The sequence below is a fragment of the Marinobacterium ramblicola genome (genome assembly GCF_019084545.1).
In the GTDB taxonomy this organism is placed as follows: Bacteria; Pseudomonadota; Gammaproteobacteria; order Pseudomonadales; family Balneatricaceae; genus Marinobacterium_D; species Marinobacterium_D ramblicola.
The window spans coordinates 1-14,691 of record NZ_JAHREP010000020.1 but is presented as its reverse complement, the minus strand read 5'-3'; the positions used below and the strand labels follow the sequence as shown (position 1 = coordinate 14,691).

At 60.6% G+C, this 14,691-nt stretch carries 19 protein-coding genes; 15 read left to right on the top strand and 4 right to left on the bottom strand.

Annotation, left to right across the window (positions count from 1 at the left end; genetic code table 11):
- The first annotated feature begins 3 nt into the window (after positions 1-3).
- On the top strand, positions 4-1,044 hold the full coding sequence (locus tag KQ940_RS15390; RefSeq protein ID WP_217414624.1) for an NAD(P)H-dependent flavin oxidoreductase: 1,041 nt from the start codon (positions 4-6) through the stop codon (positions 1,042-1,044).
- A 41-nt stretch (positions 1,045-1,085) separates the two neighbouring features.
- Here the strand turns inward: KQ940_RS15390 and KQ940_RS15385 are convergent, their stop codons facing one another.
- Positions 1,086-1,754 (bottom strand): hypothetical protein, encoded by a 669-nt coding sequence (locus KQ940_RS15385; protein WP_217414623.1) that lies wholly within the window; start codon positions 1,752-1,754, stop codon positions 1,086-1,088.
- A 273-nt stretch (positions 1,755-2,027) separates the two neighbouring features.
- On the opposite strand from KQ940_RS15385, the gene KQ940_RS15380 reads away from it, so the two are divergent.
- The 6 genes from KQ940_RS15380 (at position 2,028) to KQ940_RS15360 (ending at position 5,761) form a co-directional block, all read left to right on the top strand.
- Entirely contained in the window at positions 2,028-2,603 is a 576-nt protein-coding gene (locus KQ940_RS15380; RefSeq protein ID WP_217414622.1) for a uracil-DNA glycosylase family protein, read from the top strand.
- Positions 2,604-2,624: 21 nt separating this feature from the next.
- Entirely contained in the window at positions 2,625-3,608 is a 984-nt protein-coding gene (locus KQ940_RS15375) for a D-2-hydroxyacid dehydrogenase family protein (RefSeq protein WP_217414621.1), read from the top strand.
- 86 nt (positions 3,609-3,694) lie between these two features.
- Positions 3,695-4,330, top strand: coding sequence for a carbon-nitrogen hydrolase family protein (locus tag KQ940_RS15370; RefSeq protein ID WP_246590114.1), 636 nt, complete (start codon positions 3,695-3,697; stop codon positions 4,328-4,330).
- Positions 4,324-4,626 (top strand): carbon-nitrogen hydrolase family protein, encoded by a 303-nt coding sequence (locus tag KQ940_RS22765; protein WP_246590113.1) that lies wholly within the window; start codon positions 4,324-4,326, stop codon positions 4,624-4,626. Before KQ940_RS15370 ends, KQ940_RS22765 begins: the two co-directional genes overlap by 7 nt.
- Before the next feature lie 23 nt (positions 4,627-4,649).
- Positions 4,650-5,279, top strand: a complete 630-nt coding sequence (locus KQ940_RS15365) for an arylesterase (protein WP_246590112.1) — start codon at positions 4,650-4,652, stop codon at positions 5,277-5,279.
- Positions 5,280-5,317: 38 nt separating this feature from the next.
- On the top strand, positions 5,318-5,761 hold the full coding sequence (locus tag KQ940_RS15360; RefSeq protein ID WP_217414620.1) for a YtoQ family protein: 444 nt from the start codon (positions 5,318-5,320) through the stop codon (positions 5,759-5,761).
- A 122-nt stretch (positions 5,762-5,883) separates the two neighbouring features.
- On the opposite strand, the gene KQ940_RS15355 is transcribed toward KQ940_RS15360, so the two are convergent.
- Positions 5,884-6,279, bottom strand: coding sequence for a hypothetical protein (locus KQ940_RS15355; RefSeq protein ID WP_217414619.1), 396 nt, complete (start codon positions 6,277-6,279; stop codon positions 5,884-5,886).
- A gap of 178 nt (positions 6,280-6,457) precedes the next feature.
- Here KQ940_RS15355 and KQ940_RS15350 point away from each other — a divergent pair, with 178 nt between their 5' ends.
- The 3 genes from KQ940_RS15350 (at position 6,458) to KQ940_RS15340 (ending at position 8,288) form a co-directional block, all read left to right on the top strand.
- Positions 6,458-7,678 carry an MFS transporter gene (locus KQ940_RS15350; protein WP_217414618.1) on the top strand — a complete coding sequence of 407 codons (1,221 nt, stop codon included), beginning with the start codon at positions 6,458-6,460 and terminating at the stop codon, positions 7,676-7,678.
- A gap of 77 nt (positions 7,679-7,755) precedes the next feature.
- Positions 7,756-7,989 carry a DUF5062 family protein gene (locus KQ940_RS15345; protein WP_217414617.1) on the top strand — a complete coding sequence of 78 codons (234 nt, stop codon included), beginning with the start codon at positions 7,756-7,758 and terminating at the stop codon, positions 7,987-7,989.
- A 32-nt stretch (positions 7,990-8,021) separates the two neighbouring features.
- Positions 8,022-8,288: a hypothetical protein gene (locus KQ940_RS15340; RefSeq protein WP_217414616.1), complete on the top strand. Its 267-nt coding sequence runs from the start codon at positions 8,022-8,024 to the stop codon at positions 8,286-8,288.
- A gap of 9 nt (positions 8,289-8,297) precedes the next feature.
- On the opposite strand, the gene pyrC is transcribed toward KQ940_RS15340, so the two are convergent.
- Complete coding sequence (pyrC, locus tag KQ940_RS15335) at positions 8,298-9,335, bottom strand: dihydroorotase (protein ID WP_217414615.1); 1,038 nt, start codon at positions 9,333-9,335, stop codon at positions 8,298-8,300.
- Positions 9,336-9,482: 147 nt separating this feature from the next.
- Between pyrC and KQ940_RS15330 the strand changes: the two genes are divergently transcribed.
- The 5 genes from KQ940_RS15330 (at position 9,483) to KQ940_RS15310 (ending at position 13,612) form a co-directional block, all read left to right on the top strand.
- Positions 9,483-10,172: an FIST C-terminal domain-containing protein gene (locus KQ940_RS15330; protein WP_217414708.1), complete on the top strand. Its 690-nt coding sequence runs from the start codon at positions 9,483-9,485 to the stop codon at positions 10,170-10,172.
- A 22-nt stretch (positions 10,173-10,194) separates the two neighbouring features.
- The gene (locus KQ940_RS15325) at positions 10,195-10,590 is read left to right on the top strand and encodes a diguanylate cyclase (protein ID WP_217414707.1); all 396 of its coding nucleotides are present in this window, start codon (positions 10,195-10,197) and stop codon (positions 10,588-10,590) included.
- Positions 10,591-10,709: 119 nt separating this feature from the next.
- Positions 10,710-11,573, top strand: a complete 864-nt coding sequence (locus KQ940_RS15320; protein ID WP_217414614.1) for an AraC family transcriptional regulator — start codon at positions 10,710-10,712, stop codon at positions 11,571-11,573.
- A gap of 87 nt (positions 11,574-11,660) precedes the next feature.
- The gene (locus KQ940_RS15315; RefSeq protein ID WP_217414613.1) at positions 11,661-12,131 is read left to right on the top strand and encodes an aminoacyl-tRNA deacylase; all 471 of its coding nucleotides are present in this window, start codon (positions 11,661-11,663) and stop codon (positions 12,129-12,131) included.
- Positions 12,132-12,277: 146 nt separating this feature from the next.
- Positions 12,278-13,612, top strand: a complete 1,335-nt coding sequence (locus tag KQ940_RS15310) for a Na+/H+ antiporter NhaC family protein (RefSeq protein ID WP_217414612.1) — start codon at positions 12,278-12,280, stop codon at positions 13,610-13,612.
- A gap of 17 nt (positions 13,613-13,629) precedes the next feature.
- Here the strand turns inward: KQ940_RS15310 and KQ940_RS15305 are convergent, their stop codons facing one another.
- Positions 13,630-14,613 (bottom strand): nucleoid-associated protein, encoded by a 984-nt coding sequence (locus KQ940_RS15305; protein WP_217414611.1) that lies wholly within the window; start codon positions 14,611-14,613, stop codon positions 13,630-13,632.
- Positions 14,614-14,691 lie beyond the last annotated feature (78 nt).

The window sequence follows — 14,691 nt, the reverse complement described above, 5'->3', positions numbered from 1 at the left end:
CGGATGTCGCTGCAGACACTTTTGGGTACACAGTTTCCGATCATCCAGGCACCGATGGCGGGTGCTCAGGGCAGTGCGCTGGCGATCGCCGTATGCCAGGCCGGCGGTCTGGGCTCGCTGCCCTGCGCCATGCTGAGTTCGGAGCAGATCGAGCGTGAGGTGGCTGCGATCAGAGCCGCCACCGACCGTCCGTTCAACCTGAATTTCTTCTGTCACATGTCACCCGAACCTGATGCCGAGCGTGAAGCCAACTGGCGGCGACGCCTGTCGACCTATTATGCCGAGTTCGGCATCGATCCCGACAAGATTCAACCGGGTGCCGGGCGGCAGCCGTTCAGCGCTGAGATTGCCGATATCGTCGAACCGCTAAGGCCGCCGGTGGTCAGCTTCCACTTCGGCCTGCCGGAGCCGGCGTTGCTGGAGCGGGTGAAAAGCTGGGGCAGCAGAGTGTTGTCGTCGGCGACCACGGTGGAGGAGGCGCTCTGGCTTGAGGAGCGGGGCGTGGACGCGATCATCGCCCAGGGCGTGGAAGCGGGTGGTCACCGAGGCATGTTCCTGAGCGAGGATCTGAGCACGCAGCTTGGTACCTTTGCCCTGGTGCCGCAGATTGTGGCCGCCGTGCAGGTTCCGGTTATTGCGGCGGGCGGGATCGCCGATGTCGCAGGCGTGGGTGCCGCCATGAAACTGGGAGCGCAGGGTGTGCAGATCGGCACTGCCTACCTCTGCTGCCCCGAGTCGACCATCTCCGAACTCCACCGCAGGGCGTTGATGAGCAGTGCGGCGCAGCATACCGCACTGACCAATCTGTTCAGCGGGCGTCCTGCACGGGGGATTATGAACCGGGTGATGCGCGAGCTTGGTCCGATCTGTGCCGATGCCCCGGCGTTCCCTTCGGCAACGACCGCCATAGCACCGCTCAGGGCGGCGGTCGAGGCAAGGGGGTATGGTGATTTTTCACCGCTATGGTCCGGGCAGAACGCGAGCGGATGCCGCCCGATCCCGGCTGCCGAGCTGACCCGGCAACTGGCATCGGGGTTGGAATGAGTACCGTCCCGCCGGCTACCTCCCTGTTGCTGCTCCCCTATTTAGTAGTTCCAGTGCGCGGCGGCCAGGTAACTGTCCATACTCGCGCCGGTAACGGCGGGCACAGCGCCGGCAAGCAGTTGCTCTCTCAGCTCGGATTCGGCCAGATACAGGTTCAGACCGGCGACATTGCTATTGAGCGACGCGTCGTCCCCGACCGGTTGGCCAAAGCCTGTATCAGCGCCGAATAGGGCGTACTGGTACTGATCGACGGCGTTATAGCTCACCATGGTCTCGGTCACCTGGTCAAAGGTGTAACGCTCACGGGTGGCCTCTGCCACGACCTGCAGGAACAGGTCGTCACCCAGAGTCGCCAGGGTATAGTTGAGCAGATCCACGTTGGCGTTCAGTGATGTGCCATCGGAGATCGGTGTGCCAAACTCATCGTCGATGTTGGCGAGCGTTTCGATCTGCGGCACATCGCTGGATACGATCGCCGTGGTGGCAAAGTCCGTTGGCCTCGGATCCGCCAGGGCTGCAAGACGATCGTCCTCGTCGTATTGAAGCTGCAGCTCCTCATTCAGGGCGATCAGCGAGTATTCAAGCGAATTACCGCTCTGAATCGACAGCTCATACCAGTTATCCGCTGCCGACAGGGAGTTGGAGAGGCCGAGGGCCAGCACTGCGCCCGACAGTGTGAATGAGCGGATGCACGTTAATCTGGTTAACATCTTTCTCGCTCCCTTATGATTGTTGTTCTTAATAGCGTCAACCTGAGTATAGAACTAGGATATTTTTCCAGGCGCCAGCTTGAGCAGGAATCCCAAGGCTGCATCCGAGGCGGGTCGACCTGTCATAGAGATAGAGCCTAGTGGTTTGAAGATTAGAGGTTTTTAGGTGAAGCCACAGATGGCTTGAGCGCAACCAAATGAGAAAGTTTCACGAGTTGACGGCAGTCCTGGTGGACGCTGCTTTATCTCAAGCCCGGATCGGTCGAGGCTATTATGCAGTTTGATCGGCTGATGCAGCGGATCAGCGCCTGTACGCTCTGTGCCGCGCATCTGCCGCTGGGTCCCCGGCCGATACTCCAGGCCGCCCCCTCGGCGCGGATCCTGATCGTCGGGCAGGCGCCGGGACAGGTCGCGCACAAGGCGGGGCGCCCGTTTGACGATGCCAGTGGCGATCGCTTGCGGGAGTGGCTGGGCTTATCCCGCGAGCAGTTTTACGACGCCGGCCAGATCGCCATCTTGCCGATGGGATTCTGCTATCCGGGACGGGGGCGCTTCGGCGACCTGCCGCCACGGCCCGAATGCGCACCGGCCTGGCGTGACGAGTTGATGGCACATCTGCAGTCGATAGAGCTGACCCTGGCGCTGGGCCAGTATGCCCAGCGTTACTGCTTTGGCGCGGACGGTCTGTCACTGACCGAACGGGTGAGAAACTGGAGAAGCGGGTGGCCATCGCTGTTGGCCTTACCCCACCCGAGCCCGCGCAATAATCTTTGGCTGGCGCGCAACCCCTGGTTCGAGGACGCGCTTATACCGGCCCTACGGCTGCGTGTTGCCGATCTGCTCGGCTGACCGCTCATTGGAGAAGACAGGATGAAAATCGCGATACTGGATGACTATCAAAATGTAGTGTGCTCGCTGAGCGCCTTTGACCTGCTGCGGGGACATGAGGTTCTCGTGCTGAATGCCGGTTTCGCCGATCCGGCCGAGTTGGCGGCCAGAATTGCCGATGCCGAAGCGCTGGTGCTGATTCGGGAGCGCACGTCGATCACACCCGAACTGCTGGCCAGGCTGCCTAAGCTTAAGCTGATCAGTCAGACCGGCAAGATCAGCAACCACCTGGATCTGGATGCCTGCACCGCGGCCGGCGTCGCGGTTGCCGAAGGTATCGGCTCGCCGGTGGCGCCCGCGGAGCTATGCTGGGCGCTGGTGATGGCGGCGTCGCGGCATCTTCCGGCCTATGCCCAGAACCTGCAGCAGGGGCGCTGGCAGGATTCCGGAGCACTGGGGCTGGGGCGCACGCTCAGCGGTTTGACCTTCGGCATCTGGGGCTATGGCAAGATCGGCCAGCGTGTGGCCCGTTATGCCCAGGTATTCGGCATGCGGGTGCAGGTATGGGGCAGCGAGGCTTCGCGTCGGCAGGCGGAACAGGACGGTTTCAGTGCGGCTCCGTCGCGCGAGGCATTCTTCGAGACCTCGGACCTGCTCTCCCTGCATCTGCGGCTGAACGAGGCTACCCGCCATCTGGTGCAGGAGCGCGATCTGGCGCGGATGCAGCCGGATGCCCTGTTCGTCAATATCAGCCGCGCCGAGCTGGTCGCGCCCGGTGCTTTGGCGAGCGCCTTGAGCGTGGGGCGCCCCGGCTTTGCCGCAGTAGACGTGTTCGAGTCGGAGCCGGTGCACCTCGATACCGAGCCGCTGCTGGCTATGCCCAATGTGCTCTGCACGCCACATCTGGGCTATGTGGAAAAGAACAGTTACGAACTTTACTTCAGCAAGGCGTTTGAAAATGTCGTGAACTACGCACAGGGCGCGCCTGGCAACATTGCGAACCCGGAGGTACTACCCGCTACCTGAAGATTAGCAACCCACCGTCCGAGCGCAGCCTGGCCGCTGAATCGGCCGGTCTGAGCTATGGTGAATAGAAAACTTCGGAGGCGGTGATGAGTATCAAGGTGGCAATCGTGCAGCAACCCCCGGTGCTGCTGGAGCTCAAAGCGACATTGGATCAGGCCTGCGAGGCGTTGTCCGAGGCGGCCCAGGCGGGCGCAAAACTGGTGATGTTCCCGGAAGCCTATCTGCCCGGTTATCCCACCTGGATCTGGCGTTTGCGTCCGGGCGGCGATATGGCCCTGGGTAACCAGATCCATGCCCGACTCCGGGAAAATGCCGTCAATATCGATGACGGGGGGCTGGAGTGCATCTGTGACGCGGCGGCGCGGCACGGTGTGGTAGTGGTGATGGGGCTGAATGAGGTGGATGGGCGTTACAGTGGCTCCACGTTGTACAACAGCGTAGTGGTGATTGGTACCGACGGCCAAATCCTCAACCGCCATCGCAAGCTGATGCCGACCAATCCGGAACGTATGGTCTGGGGTGCCGGTGATGCCTCGGGTTTGCGCGTGGTCGATACCCCGGTGGGGAGGATCGGTTGCCTGATCTGCTGGGAGAACTACATGCCGCTGGCACGGTTTGCACTCTATGCCCAGGATATTGAACTCTATCTCGCGCCGACCTGGGATTGCGGCGAGACCTGGCTGGCATCGATGAACCATATCGCCCGCGAGGGTGGGTGCTGAGTACCGCGACCGCGATGCAGGGCAGTGATATCCCCGCCAGCTTCCCCGAGCGTGATAGTCTGTTTGATGCAGAGGAGTGGATCAATCCCGGTGGAGCCGTAGTCGTTAAACCCTTTGGCGGTGTCGTGGCCGGTCCGATGAACAAGGAGAAAGGGATACTCTACGCGGAAATAGACCCGGCTGACGCACGAAACGCCCGGAAATCCCTCGATGTGACTGGCCATTATGGTCGTCCCGATCTCTTCCATCTGGAGGTGGATCGTAGCGAAAAGCCCCCGGTGCATTTTATCGATTAGCCAAAAGACCAACCCTATTGCGAATGATGAAAACGAGGATCGCCTTGAAAGCTCTGCCCATCCCGACACTTCTGTTAGCCTGCCTGTTCTGGTTGCAGGGTTGCGCCGACGACAAGCTCAGCCCTTTATCACAGGAGGCGACGATTCTCGCCTTTGGCGACAGTCTGACCGCCGGCTATGGTGCAGACGAGGCGGACAGCTACCCTCAGGTGTTGGCTCAACTGAGCGGGCGAAGGGTGGTCAATGCTGGTGTGTCCGGCGAAGTGACCTCCCAAGGGCTACAACGCTTGGCGACGGTACTGGAGCAGGAGCGGCCGGCGCTGATGATCCTGTTGGAGGGTGGCAACGATATCCTGCGCAACCTGGATCAGGAGCATACCCGTGACAACCTGCAACAGATGATCGAGCTCGCCCGCGACAAGGGGGTAGAGGTGGTGTTGGTCAGTGTGCCGAGAAAGAACCTGTTCTCCGACGCCGCACCGTTTTACGCCGAGCTGGCCGAGCGCTACGGGCTGCCTTTCGCCGAGTCGACGGTGGCTGAACTGCTGCGCAGCCCCCGCTACAAGTCGGATCAGGTGCATTTTAACGCCGAGGGTTATCGTCGCCTGGCCCAGTCGCTTTATGAGCTGCTCAAGGAGGAGGGGGCGCTCTAACAGTTCACCAGATAGCTGAAACCTTTGAGGAGACCAACATGAAATGGAACGTATATCTGTCGGGTGAGATCCACACCGACTGGCGCGAGCAGATTATCGAAGGGTGCCGTGCTGCCGATCTGCCGGTGGAGTTTACCTCAGCAGTGACCAATCACGACGCCAGTGATGCGGCGGGCGATCTGCTCGGAGAGGAGTCAAGCAATTTCTGGCGCGACCATAAATCCTCCAAGGTCAACGCGATACGGACCAAGAACCTGATCGAACGCTGCGACATCGCCGTGGTGCGTTTCGGCGACAAGTACAAACAGTGGAACGCCGCGTTCGACGCCGGGCACCTTGCTGCCCTCGGCAAGCCCTACATCACCCTGCACGCTGCCGATATTATCCATCCGCTGAAAGAGGTCGACGCCGCGGCGATGGCCTGGGCGCAGACACCGCAGCAGGTAGTCGAGCTACTGAAATACGTGATCAGTGCCAAGTGAATCGTTCTGGCAGGCTCACTTCTTAACTTTGCTCAGGACAGGAATCAGGGGGGGACGGGTAGTCGGTTACCCCCTGAGTTCGTTTGGCCGGCAGATACAGGTCCCTGAAATCTGGGCTGGTATCAGCGCTCGCGAGGTTTGTTATCGTCGGTTTCGTCCGGCTCTGCGTTATCTACGTGGCCCTGCTCATCAGCGGCCGTTGCGTCCCTGCCGCACTCCTCTTCGATATAGCGGTTCAGGTACTCGGTGCCGCGTTGCGTGGTGTTGGTCAACCAGAGTACGGTCAGCGCACCGAACGCCAGCACATAGACCGCATAGGTTTGAAGAATCAGCGCCAGGATGACGATCGCCGGCATGATGAACCAGAGCACCTTCTTGGTGCGCTGACGCAGATTGTCTCGTAGCTCCTCCGCCTTGGCTCTATCCGTCAGTCCGGCCTTCTTCAACGATTCGCACAGGGAGTGGTATTCACGCTCTCGGCGGCGGGCCATGCGCCCGAAGGGGTCGTTCAGTTTCATACGGGTTATCGATCGTCACCTTTGTGGATTCAGCGCCGATACTACCCTGTTAAACGCCTGATGTCTGGTATGAGTTGCTGACGGCGCGATTCGGGGAGCGGTAATTCACCCGCCGATGTTTATCTGCTTTGTTTTTCCGACGATAATGCTCGGCTATTGCTGATTCATGGAGTGGCCCATGCCTGTTCAGGACGTCGATGTTTCTCCCCGTTTCTCTCCCCGTGCTCTGCTGCTGATCGAGATCGCGTTGGCCATGGGGGGATTCGGTATAGGTACCGGAGAGTTTGCCATTATGGGGCTGATGCCCAATGTGGCGCAGTCGCTGTCGGTGACGGAGCCGCAGGTTGGTCATTTGATCAGCGCTTATGCGCTGGGTGTGGTGGTGGGGGCGCCTTTGCTGGCGCTGGCCGGAGCGCTGCTGTTCAGGCGTCATCTGCTGATCCTGTTGATGGGCATCTTTGCGCTTGGCAATTTCGCCAGTGCCCTGGCTGCCGATTACGAGAGCCTGCTGCTGTACCGTTTTCTGGCGGGGCTGCCCCACGGTGCCTATTTCGGTGTTGCCTCTCTGGTGGCAGCATCCCTGGCGCCGCCGGAACAACGCGCCAAGGCGGTCAGCCGAGTGATGAGCGGCCTCACGTTGGCGATATTGGTGGGCAATCCGTTGGCGACCTGGCTCGGCCAGAGTCTGGACTGGCGTTATGTCTTCGGCCTGGTGGGGCTGATCTCGCTGCTGACCGTCGTGTTGGTGACGCTCTATCTGCCGATGAACCGGCAGGAGACGCGCAGCAATCCGCTCCACGAACTACGTGCCTTCAATCAGCCCCGGGTATGGCTGGCGCTGGCGATCAGCTCCATCGGTTTTGCCGGCATGTTCTGCGTGTTCAGCTATTTGGCCCCGACACTGTTGGAGGTCACTCGGGCGGACAAGGGCTGGATCCCGGTGGCGCTGGCGATCTTCGGTGCCGGCGCCATTGTGGGCAATATGGTGGGCGGCTGGCTGTTCGACCGTCTTCAGTTCAAGGCGGTTGGCTGGTTGCTGATCTGGAGCACGGCGATACTGCTGCTGTTTCCGCCGGCGACCCAGACCATCTGGACGCTGCTGGTTGCGACCTTTGCGGTGGGATCGATGATATCCCTCTGTCCCGCATTGCAGACCCATCTGATGGATGTGGCGGAGGGGGCGCAGACGCTGGCGGCGGCCTCCAACCACTCTGCCTTCAATATTGCCAACGCGCTTGGTCCCTGGCTCGGCGGACTGGCGATCTCCGCCGGGTTCAGCTGGAGCAGCACCGGACTGGTCGGCGCCGCCACCGCTATAGCCGGTTTCCTGGTGTTTATGATCGCCTATCGTCAGCACGTTACGTCGACTGCGCAAGAGGCAAGGGTAGTGGCAGGATAATGTCCGCCGGCAGTGTGCCAATCCGGGCCAAACGGCTATCCTGAACGAGGACACACTAGCTTGAAGTCGGGTGGACAATGAAAAAACTGAAAAACGAGAAGGAACTGGTCAAGAAAGCGATCGCCGAAGGTGTCAGGTACGGCGAGGAGCGCGGTGCGGTGGTGTTCGAGCCCAGCGACTCCGCCGATCTTAAGATCGAGTACATCTATCGGCTGCTGGTGCATGACAAGGTGATTCAGCCGATGCCGGAGGAACAGGTGTCGCAACAGACCATGCGTCATCGCCTCGCTCTCTGGGCATCGCATCTCTAAATAAGCCCGTTTCATCAGGGCGAGGAGGCATGATGAATATCGACCAGGCATTGATGGATCCGGCACAGATGTTTGATGAACCGGGCGATGTCCTGGAAGAGGCGTCACTCAGCCGGGAGGATAAGATCAAGATCCTGCGGCGTTGGGAGTTCGATGCCCGCGAGCGGGAGGTCGCGGAAGAGGAGAATATGGCCGGAGCCCAGGACAGTCGGCTGGGCGATATTCTGGCTGCGCTTAATCAGTTGGGTGCGCACGAGGATCACGGCCACTCACCGCCCACCAAGCAGGGCGGTGAGTAGCCGCCCGGTTCAGGACTCGAGTTTCCAGCGCAGGGTTTCACCGGCGCGTAGCGGCACGATGATATCGGAGCCGAACGGCATCTCGGCCGGTACTTCCCAAGACGTTTTCACCAGCGTAATGCGGTCGCTGTTGCGCGGACGGCCGTAGAAGTCGGCGCCGTAGAAGCTGGCGAACCCCTCCAGCTTGTCGAGTACTCCCAAGTCCTCAAAGATCTCGGCATAGAGCTCGATTGCAGCGTAGGCGCTGTAGCAACCCGCGCAACCGCAGGCGCTCTCCTTGGCGCCCTTGGCATGAGGTGCCGAGTCGGTGCCGAGGAAAAACTTGCTGCTGCCGCTGACCACCGCGTCCTGCAGCGCCTGCTGGTGGATGTTGCGCTTGAGGATCGGCAGGCAGAACAGGTGCGGGCGGATACCGCCGACCAGCATATGGTTGCGGTTATAGGCCAGATGCTGCACGGTGATGGTCGCCGCCACGTTGTCACCCTGTGCGTTGACGAACTCGGCCGCATCGCGAGTCGTGATATGTTCGACCACCAGCTTCATATCGGTGTGACGGCTGGCCAGCGGTGTCAGAATCTCATCAAGAAAACGCTTCTCGCGGTCGAAAATATCGACCTCGCTGTGGGTCACCTCGCCATGTACCAGCAGCGGCATGCCGTGCTCGGCCAGCGCGTCACAGACGGCATCGAGCTTGCCCAGATCGGTGACACCGGAGTCGGAGTTGGTGGTGGCGCCGGCCGGGTAGAGCTTCACGGCGGCGATTTTTCCGGTCGCGGCGGCCTCGGCGATCATCTCCGGTGTGGTGTTGTCGGTCAGGTAGAGCGTCATCAGCGGTTCGAACGTGATACCTTCAGGGACCTGGGCCAGGATACGCTCGCGATAGGCCAGCGCCTGCTCGGCGTTGACCACCGGCGGCCTCAGGTTGGGCATGACGATGGCGCGCCCCATCTGACGAGCAGTCGCCGGTACCACGTGTTCCAGTACTGCGCCGTCGCGCAGGTGAAGGTGCCAGTCGTCGGGGCGGGTCAGGGTCAGGCGTTCGGTCATCGGGTGATATCTCGGTTTTCTGTGAATGGCGTATGTGGCTCGAGTGAGCCAGTAAAGGGCATGATTATAGACAATCGACAGGCGGTCGTCTTCGTTACCACCGAACTGGCCCAGATCATTGATCTGTACCGATAGAAGAACAAAACTCTGATAGTCGGGCGGATTCCGCTGATCGGCGGTTCGGCCGGCGACGATCTGCGTTTTGGCGAAACCCTCGTTTATCACCAAGGCCGCTTCCACGCCAACAGCGCGGTGATGGTGTTGGCGACTACCCCTTTGCCGTTTCTGACCTTCAAGACCCAGCATTTTATACCCGGCGAAGAGCGTCTGGTGGTCACCGAGGCCAATCCGGCGGAGCGTGTCGTTTACGAGATCGACGGCTATCCGGCCACGGAAGAGTACGCCCGCCTGGTCAATGTACCGGCGGATGATCTGGCTCCCGACCGTTTTGCCGCATCGCCGGTGGTGGTGTTGATCGACGGTACTGACTATGTACGATCGATCCAAAAGGCCAATCCGGACGGAAGCCTGACCTTCTACTGTGCCATCGAAGAGGGGCTTGTACTGCGCGTGGCCCGCGGTGTGGATCTGATTGAAAACCTGCGTCATCGACTGCTGTCGGTATCGGAAAAACTGGGTACACCTCAACTGGTGCTGGCATGTGACTGCGTGCTGCGTGGATTGGAGATTCGACAGCGTGGTCTGGAACAGGAGGTCGGTCAGCTTTTGAACGACTATCGGGTGGTTGGATTCAACACCTATGGCGAGCAGTTCGGTGGCGTTCACGTCAATCAGACGCTGGTTGGTATCGCGTTTGGCCAGGTCCAGGAGCAGTAGATGACCGACTTCAACAGAGACCCTGTCAATCGATATCGACAAGTTCAAGCTGTATAACGACCACTATGGTCATCTTCAGGGTGACGACTGTCTGCGACGGGTGGCGGAGGCGCTACGCCAGAGCGTGCGTCTGGGTGACCTGGTGGCCCGTTACGGCGGTGAAGAGGTGGCGATGGTGCTGCCGGGGGCTGATAGCCGCATAGCGGAGCAGGTCGCCGAACGTGCGCGGGCGGCCGTCGAAGCCCTGGCGATTCCGCATGAGCGGGTTCCGGGCGGGGTGGTCACGGTCAGCATCGGCGTCGCCACGATGGTACCGAACGCCCGGATGCAGCCGGATGCGCTTCTGGCGGTGGCAGATGAAGCGCTCTATCGTGCCAAGTCGGAAGGGCGCAACGGCGTGCGAGTGGCGTTGGGCTGAGAACCTATTGCTGGAACAACACAAGGTGATGCGGAAATCGCGGCGGACGATTCAGCAATCGCGGTCAAGACTCTTATCCTCATGCCGGGCACACTGGCCGGGAGTGAGAGGGGGAGAGTGTGAACGAACAGGAAAATCGCTACGAGCAGCGCTTCGATCGAGTGCTCGATTACATCGAACAGCATCTCGATGAGGCATTGAGCGTCGAGCATCTGAGCCAGGTGGCGAACTTTTCCAGGTTCCACTTTCACCGCCAGTTTGCCGCCTATACCGGGGTGAACGTGGCACGTTACGTACAGCTGTTGCGGCTCAAACGAGCCTCCTATCGGTTGGCTTTCGAGCCTTCGCTGCCGGTAACGGAGATCGCACTGGATGCCGGTTTTGAAAACCCGGAATCCTTTTCCCGGGCGTTCAAGAAGGCATTCGGGCAAACCCCCTCTCAGTTTCGGCGCAGTCCGGCCTGGCACTCATGGACGGAGCGCTATCAATTTCAAAAACGAGAGCGGAGACGCGATATGGACGTGGATATTATCGATTTTGAGGAGACCCGGGTGGCGGTGCTGGAGCATCGCGGCAGTCCGGTGCTGGTCAACGATTCGGTCAAGGTGTTTATCGACTGGCGCAAGAGCACCGGCCTGTCGCCGGTGGCGAGCAGCGATAGCTTCGGCATCGCCTACGACGATCCGAACACGACAGAACCGGAGCAGTTTCGCTTCGATCTGTGTGGCGAGGTGGCAGAGCCGATACCGGAGAACCCCCAGGGGTTGATCAACAAGGTGATTCCAGCCGGGCGCTGTGCTCGTCTACGCCATGTGGGCCCGCACATGGGGCTGGGTGAATGTGCCTACTATCTCTATCGGCAGTGGTTGCCGGAGAGTGGAGAGGAGTTGCGCGACTTCCCGCTGTTTTTCCTCTACCACAACCTGATTACGGATACCCCGGAGCATGAGCTGGTGACCGACCTGCTGCTGCCGTTGAAGTGATAGGGGAGTGAGGCGGATCGGCCGAGTGGAGGATATGGCGGGATGGCATAAACTGGTAATAGACACTACTGCCAGAGGGGAACCGTCATGACCATGGCTGCCACGCTGAAGAGTTATATCCAGGGTCGGGGCGTCGACTATGAAGTGCTGACCCATCTACTCACCGAGTCCAGTCACGAAACTGCCGAGGCGACGCCGGTCGACGAGGGGCACTTGGCCAAGGCGGTGTTGATGCACGACGCTGAAGGCGCGGTTTTGGTCGTGGTGCCGGCAGATAGCTGGGTCGATCAGCATGCCGTATCCAGGGAGCTGGATCGCGATCTGACGCTGGCCGCAGAGGAGGATAGCGGTGGTTACTTTCCCGATTGTGAGCGGGGAGCCCTACCTGCCATAGGCCCTGCCTACGGGATCCAGACCCTGGTCGATTATGAGCTGGAGAGCCTGGCCTGGGTCTGCTTCGAAGCGGGAGATCATCGCACCCTGATCAAGGTGCGTACCGATGGCTTTTTCGAACTGTTGGCCAGTGCACGACGCGGGCGGTTCAGTCATGCAGACTGATCGCTGATCAGTATTTGTGCGGCGCGCTTAGTGAAATCATCTGCTTTCTGTATAATGCTTGGCTTGATTAATCCGGAAGACCCCGGATATCCATGCTAAAAACCTGGTTTTATCCAGCCTGGTTCCTATCCAAGGTACAGTTCAAGATGACGAAACCCTCTCCACTGGCGCTGGCCCCGCTTGCGCTATTCCTGCTGTTTTTTGTCGGTAGCGGCCTTTGGTATCAAGCCCAGGGCGTCGAGTTCGCCTTCTACCAGATCTCCGCGCCGGTCGCGATTCTGCCCGCCATCGTGCTGGCGATCATGCTGGCGAGCGGCCCGCTCAATGAGCGGATCAACACCTTTATCAGCGGTGTCGGCGATAACACCATAATAACCATGGTGCTGATCTACCTGCTTGCCGGTGCGTTCGCCAGCGTGGCCAAGGCGGTGGGCGGTGTCGATGCCACCGTGAACTTCGGCCTCAGTGTTATCCCGCCCGAGCTCGTGCTGCCGGGACTGTTTGTCATCACCGCGTTTGTCGCCACCTCCATGGGCACCTCGATGGGTACTATCGCGGCGATTGCGCCGATCGCCGTGGGTGTCGCCGATGCCACCGCGCTGTCACTGCCGTTGACCGTGGCCACGGTGATCGGTGGGGCGATGTTCGGTGACAACCTGTCGATCATCTCCGATACCACCATTGCCGCGACCCGTACCCAGGGCTGCGCCATGCGCGACAAGTTCCGCCTCAACTTCAAGATCGCGCTGCCGGCGGCCCTGTTGACGCTGGTTTGGCTCTGGATGCAGAGCAGCGCAGCCCAGGTTGAAGCGCCGGGTGATTATGAGCTGATCCGCGTGTTGCCCTACGTGGCGGTGCTGGTGCTGGCGGTGATGGGCGTCAACGTGATGCTGGTGCTGTTCGTAGGCATACTGCTCGCCGGCGGCGTCGGGCTGACGCTGGTGCCTGACTACAGTGTTGCCCAGTGGTCCAAGGATATCTATGCCGGCTATACCGGCATGCAGGAGATCCTGATCCTGTCGCTGCTGATCGGCGGTCTGGGGCTGCTGATGAAGACTCAGGGCGGACTGGCCTGGGTCTCCAATCTGATCGACCGTATCAGCCGTATGGGTAAGCGTGAACCGGGGCGTCGTAGCGGTGAGCTGAGCATCGCGGCGGCGGTATCGCTGACCAACCTCTGTACCGCCAATAACACCGTGGCGATCCTGCTGGCCGGCTCCCTGGCCAAGGATATCGCCGAGCGTCATGAGGTGGATCCGCGGCGTAGCGCCAGCCTGATCGATATCTTCTCCTGTGTGGTGCAGGGGCTGATCCCCTATGGCGCCCAGGTGCTGCTGGCGGCCTCCATCGCCAAGCTGTCGCCGCTGCAGCTGATCGGCAGCATCCACTACTGCTGGCTGCTGGGCCTGGTGGCGGTGGCCGCGATCCTGGTCGGCTTTCCGAAAACGCGTAGTGTGCAGGCGGCAGAGGCTGTCGCCTGACTCCGCTGCTTTACCCTCTATTCGCCCTTGAGCTGCTTGACCAGTGCGGCAGGCAGCTCTGACAGGGTCAGGGTGTTGGTGTTGGGGTCGAAGGTAATGTTCTTGCCCAGCGATTCGTTGGAGAAGCTGATCGAGACATCGCGGCTGCGCCCGCTGTAGCGGATGTAGCGCTTGAGGCTGTTGCGGTCGGGGATGAAGGACTCCTTGATCTCCGGCGCGCGCTCCTCGATGTAACGGTCCAGTCCCGTGGGGGCCTGGCTCTCGATCTCACCGGACAGTTCGCGGTAGTTCACCGTCTCGCCATTTTTGCCCTGCTCCATGCAGTACTCCGCCACCTCCTTGCGGTAGCGTTTGGCGTTCTCCTCCGGCATATCGCGGCTGTAGTCGTCCACGATTGCCATGAAACGTTCGGTATCCTCGGTAGTATTCACGGTATCGGTGAAGCAGACGAAATCCAGCATCAGCCCCTGCATCGGCCGGTCGCCGAAGCCGAAGCTGACGGTCAGGTACTTCTTCTCACCGGGCTGGTTGACCTGGTCCAGGTTCAGGCTGGCGCAGAACCCCATCTTGGAGAAGTCCAGGTACTCGCATGCATGGGGGCGGTTATCGCCGTTGATCAGCAGACCGTCGAACTGACGCAGCTGAGCCAGCCAGAGGATGCGACCGGCTTCCTGTTCGTCGACGGCAAACAGCCAGTAGCCGTCGCTCTCCACATCCTGCTCCTCCAGCGCGATCGCCAGATACTCGATCGCTTTCTGGCTGAAGGAGACCAGGTTCAGGGTGTCGCCGAGCCAGTTCACCACCAGCCCCTTGAACACCCCGGCGCCCTCGTCGGCAAAGCAGCCGTAACGCTTGCTGGCACGGCGGGCAAACAGCGGTTTGATCTCGCTGAGCAGCTGCGCGGCGTTGTCGCTGACCTCCAGCGGTTTGTCGCTGAGGCTGTAGGATTTGTCGCCGCTTTCGCGGGTCAGGCGGTGGATGATCGCTTGGCTGACGGACATGAACGCTCCGGCTGTGGATTGGACAGGGGCGGGATTATACCTCAGGGCAATCGTGCGGCCATATGGTTCGGGCCGGTA

Bases quoted from the DNA above. Each gene is read 5' to 3' on its own strand.
- KQ940_RS15390 (WP_217414624.1), top strand. From the start codon at position 4: ATGTCGCTGCAGACACTTTTGGGTACACAGTTTCCGATCATCCAGGCA.
- KQ940_RS15385 (WP_217414623.1), bottom strand. From the start codon at position 1,754: ATGTTAACCAGATTAACGTGCATCCGCTCATTCACACTGTCGGGCGCA.
- KQ940_RS15380 (WP_217414622.1), top strand. From the start codon at position 2,028: ATGCAGTTTGATCGGCTGATGCAGCGGATCAGCGCCTGTACGCTCTGT.
- KQ940_RS15375 (WP_217414621.1), top strand. From the start codon at position 2,625: ATGAAAATCGCGATACTGGATGACTATCAAAATGTAGTGTGCTCGCTG.
- KQ940_RS15370 (WP_246590114.1), top strand. From the start codon at position 3,695: ATGAGTATCAAGGTGGCAATCGTGCAGCAACCCCCGGTGCTGCTGGAG.
- KQ940_RS15365 (WP_246590112.1), top strand. From the start codon at position 4,650: ATGATGAAAACGAGGATCGCCTTGAAAGCTCTGCCCATCCCGACACTT.
- KQ940_RS15360 (WP_217414620.1), top strand. From the start codon at position 5,318: ATGAAATGGAACGTATATCTGTCGGGTGAGATCCACACCGACTGGCGC.
- KQ940_RS15355 (WP_217414619.1), bottom strand. From the start codon at position 6,279: ATGAAACTGAACGACCCCTTCGGGCGCATGGCCCGCCGCCGAGAGCGT.
- KQ940_RS15350 (WP_217414618.1), top strand. From the start codon at position 6,458: ATGCCTGTTCAGGACGTCGATGTTTCTCCCCGTTTCTCTCCCCGTGCT.
- KQ940_RS15345 (WP_217414617.1), top strand. From the start codon at position 7,756: ATGAAAAAACTGAAAAACGAGAAGGAACTGGTCAAGAAAGCGATCGCC.
- KQ940_RS15340 (WP_217414616.1), top strand. From the start codon at position 8,022: ATGAATATCGACCAGGCATTGATGGATCCGGCACAGATGTTTGATGAA.
- pyrC (WP_217414615.1), bottom strand. From the start codon at position 9,335: ATGACCGAACGCCTGACCCTGACCCGCCCCGACGACTGGCACCTTCAC.
- KQ940_RS15315 (WP_217414613.1), top strand. From the start codon at position 11,661: ATGACCATGGCTGCCACGCTGAAGAGTTATATCCAGGGTCGGGGCGTC.
- KQ940_RS15310 (WP_217414612.1), top strand. From the start codon at position 12,278: ATGACGAAACCCTCTCCACTGGCGCTGGCCCCGCTTGCGCTATTCCTG.
- KQ940_RS15305 (WP_217414611.1), bottom strand. From the start codon at position 14,613: ATGTCCGTCAGCCAAGCGATCATCCACCGCCTGACCCGCGAAAGCGGC.